At 40.3% G+C, this 3,861-nt stretch carries 3 protein-coding genes and 1 pseudogene; 3 read left to right on the forward strand and 1 reads right to left on the reverse strand.

Features of this window, described 5'->3' with window-relative positions:
- Positions 1-1,601 (reverse strand): Ig-like domain-containing protein (locus ACK2M2_RS16195; RefSeq protein ID WP_419349882.1); only part of this gene is annotated, 1,601 nt, incomplete at its 3' end.
- A gap of 258 nt (positions 1,602-1,859) precedes the next feature.
- On the opposite strand from ACK2M2_RS16195, the gene ACK2M2_RS16200 reads away from it, so the two are divergent.
- The 3 genes and pseudogenes from ACK2M2_RS16200 to ACK2M2_RS16210 form a co-directional block, all read left to right on the forward strand.
- A complete protein-coding gene (locus tag ACK2M2_RS16200; protein WP_419349884.1) occupies positions 1,860-2,318 on the forward strand; it encodes a peptidoglycan-binding domain-containing protein in 459 nt (152 codons plus the stop codon).
- A gap of 39 nt (positions 2,319-2,357) precedes the next feature.
- A protein-coding gene (locus ACK2M2_RS16205) for an IS5 family transposase (protein WP_419349886.1) occupies positions 2,358-3,180 on the forward strand; the annotation gives its coding sequence in 2 pieces (ribosomal slippage) (positions 2,358-2,738 and positions 2,740-3,180; 822 coding nt in all).
- Positions 3,181-3,199: 19 nt separating this feature from the next.
- A pseudogene (locus ACK2M2_RS16210) lies at positions 3,200-3,781 on the forward strand (L,D-transpeptidase); the annotation flags it as partial.
- Between the last annotated feature and the right edge of the window lie 80 nt (positions 3,782-3,861).

A 3,861-nucleotide genomic window follows, 5' to 3' on the forward strand; every position in this document is an offset into this window, starting at 1 on the left:
TCGTTGCCCTTGACCGCTATCACCACGGTGTCACCTTCGTCCACCGTCGCTGTGTCGTCATTCGCAACTGGCGCATCGTTCACTGGATTCACTGTGATGTTGACTGTCGCTGTATTGGACACGACACCATTGCTGTCGGTCACGGTATAGGTGAAGCTGTCCGAGGTGGTTTCTGAACCATCATGTACATAGCTCACGGTGCCATTGGCATTCACCGTCACGGTACCGTTGGCTGGTGCGCCCACGATGGTCACCACACCTGCTGGCGTACCGTCTTCGGCATCGGTGTCGTTGCCCTTGACCGCTATCACCACGGTGTCACCTTCGTCCACCGTCGCTGTGTCGTCATTCGCCACTGGCGCAATACTGATGATCTGATTCGCCGTCGACGTACCACCTTGGCCATCGCTGATGCTGTAGTTAAAGCTTTCTTGACCGCTAAAGCCTGTGTTCGGGGTGAAGGTAATGGTGCCTTGGGCATCAATGTTTACCACACCGTTCGGGGTGTTGATTTGTTGTGCGGTGCCCGGGGTCAAGGTCACGCCATTGATCGCGGTGATGGTCAATGGGTTGCCATCTGCATCGGTATCATTTGCCAATGGGTTTAAGGTCACTGGCGTGTTGAATGCGGTGTTGTACGTGTCATCGCTTGCAACAGGTGGTGTGTTTGGTGCTGCTGAAACGTTGATGGTTCCAGTCGCTGTTGAGCTGCCACCTTGGCCATCGCTGATGCTGTAGTTAAAGGTCTCTTGACCCACAAATCCTGTATTTGGAGTAAAGGTGATGGTGCCATCAGCAGCAACAGTCACAACGCCATTGGTTACAGGAATGCTCTGTGCTGTACCTGGTGTCAGGGTGACGCCGTTAATGCTGGTAATGCTTAAGGCGTCATTTTCTGGATCGGTATCACCTTGTAGTGGATTGAGAACCACTGGGGTGTTGTGCGGCGTGGTGTAGTTGTCATTCACTGCAACAGGGGGGGTATTTCCTGTTAGTGTAGATACAGACAATGGCATCCAACTTCCACCGCCCAAACCATGTTCAAAAGGCTTAATAACTGATAAGGATGCTGGATATTCAATCCCTAAAGGTGGAATATTATCGACCACCCTATTCAGCATCAAAGGGTTAATGCCATCAGCTATAGAAGTTTCACCCACTCTAGCAATCTGGACAAAACGGTGGCCGCCTTGTGTTGCCTCAGGATCACCCTCAAAAGACTCTCCTGCAATTTCAACGTAATCTTTACCCTCTTTTTTGAATACGCGACCGTCGTCTAAGCGAACAACATCATTTTGTTGTTCAGATTCATTCATTTGCTGAAATGATTTTGCAAAATTTACAATTTTGTCGATATCTGAATTTGACTCGACCAGTAAGGAATTAAGACTGAAATTACCATCGTTATTGATTAAATCTTTGCCGTGTATTTCGACTACACGACCATTTGAAAGCTGCAATACGACATTGCTTTCTTCAGAAAGATGCAATACATCCTTTGCCTGAAGTTTCGCCCCTTTTTTTAGAATTAATTTTTTATTTGTATTGGAAAAGCGCCAAACATCACCGTCAACCGAGATTACTTTTACTGTTGTATTCATTTATAACTTTACCTCAATTTAAATGTTTAGCCATATCAATTATTTATGCCTATATGGCTAAATTTATTTAGCGCGGACACGAAATTATCCTAGTTTAGTTAATTAATATACAATATTAGTGTTACAGTCCATATACATTTACCTTCTTAAGTTGGCATTTTTTTAACTAAAATTATTACAAAGGCGCATTTATTTAACTTTATTTAAACTATTGGTTTTGTCATTTTGATAAATCGTTTTACCTTGGGATTAGCTACTATGTTGAGTCGTTTCTTAATTATTTGCTTGAGTAATATCTGTATTTTTTCAACTTATGCAAACGCACTAGAACCGCACAGTCTACTTAGTATTTCAACTAATGATCAGAACAATTTGGCATTGTTAAATCAACCCAGCACATGGTCTTTAGATAATCTAAATAAAGCTGAATGGTCAGACAATCTTGAAAAAGGCTATCTTCCTGTTTACGCAAAGTTACAAGTCCTGTTGAGTCGCCACTATTCATCCTCAGGGGCGATTGATGGTTCATTGGGCTTAAATACTGTTAAAGCGATTTCAGCTTTTCAAATTATGAAGGGTCTAAGTGGTGATGGAATCTTAGACGCAAATACTTGGCATCTTTTAAATGAAGATACAACCCAACCAACATTTATTGAATACACGATTACTGCACAAGACTTGAAGGGGCCTTATGCTCAATCTATTCCTGTAGATTAGACCTCTTGCGAAAGTAAAAACTGCCTCAATATAGATTCCATGAAATATCAGAAATTAAACCGTTTTTCAGATTCTGAATTCAAGCGCTTGGTTGGCGTACCTCGACCAGTTTTTAGTGAAATGGTCGAAGTTTTAAAAGAAGCAGAATCACTTAAAAAGAAATCTGGGCGTCCTCATACTTTAGCTATAGAGGATCAATTATTATTAACACTCAATTACTTACGGAATTACAGCACTCAATTGGAATTGGCTGCAAATTACCATATCGCTGAAAGTAATGTGAATCGAACCATTAAAAAGGTTGAAGATGCATTAATGAAATCAAGGCGTTTTACCCTGCCAAAACGAAGCATTACCACAGCAGACGAACAATTTAACTGGGTAATTATTGATGCGACAGAATGTTCAATAGAACGCCCGAAAAAAAAATCAGAGTAAGTTCTACAGTGGTAAAAAGAAGAAACATACGTTAAAAGCCCAAGTGATCTATCATCCGAAGAGCAAACAAATCATAGGAGTAGATATATCGTCTGGCAGTCAGCATGATATTAAATTGGCAAGAAAAACAGTTAAGAAATTCAAACATTGTGACTATGTTATGACCGATTTAGGGTACTATGGGTTAGAGCAAGATGGCTTTAAATTATTGATGCCAATAAAGAAAAAGAAGAATTTACCCTTATTTGATGTTGAGAAAAAGTACAATAAAATGATTGGAAAAATACGAGTTGTGATCGAACATATTAATAGTCAATTGAAAACATTTAGAATATTAAGTGAACGCTATCGAAATAGACGGAAAAGATTCGGTTTACGCATTAACTTAATCGCTGCACTGGTAAATCGGATGAACTTGCAATAACGACTTTCGCAAGGTCTATTATGCTGAACAATCAAAGATGCGAGGTTTGTATTACACCCGTGTGACTGAGATGCTGGGTGAAAAGTTTCATATGGATGAATTGTTTTTACAAAAAATAAATTCAGGTGCAACTTTTAATAAAGTTGGTGAAAAGATTATTGTGGCAAATGTGAAAAACACGTTGCCAAAAAATATAAAAATGATTATCGCGCACAAAGGCTCAAAACAATTATATTTGCTTGATCAACAAAATAAGATGATTGCTTCTTTTCCTGCAACCATTGGTAGTGAAGATAATCCCTCACCATCTGGCACTCATGTGATTGGGAGCATTGTGCCAAATCCACACTACAGCTATAACCCTAAGAATTTTATTCAAGGCAAAAATCTTAAACCTCTTAGTTTACCGCCCGGACCGAATAATCCAGTTGGAAATATTTGGATTGGTTTATCTCGACCTTCTTTTGGAATTCATGGGACACCCAACCCCGCTTTAATTTCTAAAACAGCTTCGCATGGGTGTATTCGATTGACCAATTGGGACGCAAATAATTTATCTAAAATTGTTCGCAAAGGCATGACTGTCAGATTTTTGGAGTAGAAGCGGCTTTGTTGCACAAAGATTTGAAATGCAAAGCGCCCCTAATTGAGCCAAATTTAAGGCGTAACTTGGGTAAGTGG

This window comes from Acinetobacter sp. TY1 (assembly GCF_048551395.1).
Classification (GTDB): Bacteria; Pseudomonadota; Gammaproteobacteria; order Pseudomonadales; family Moraxellaceae; genus Acinetobacter.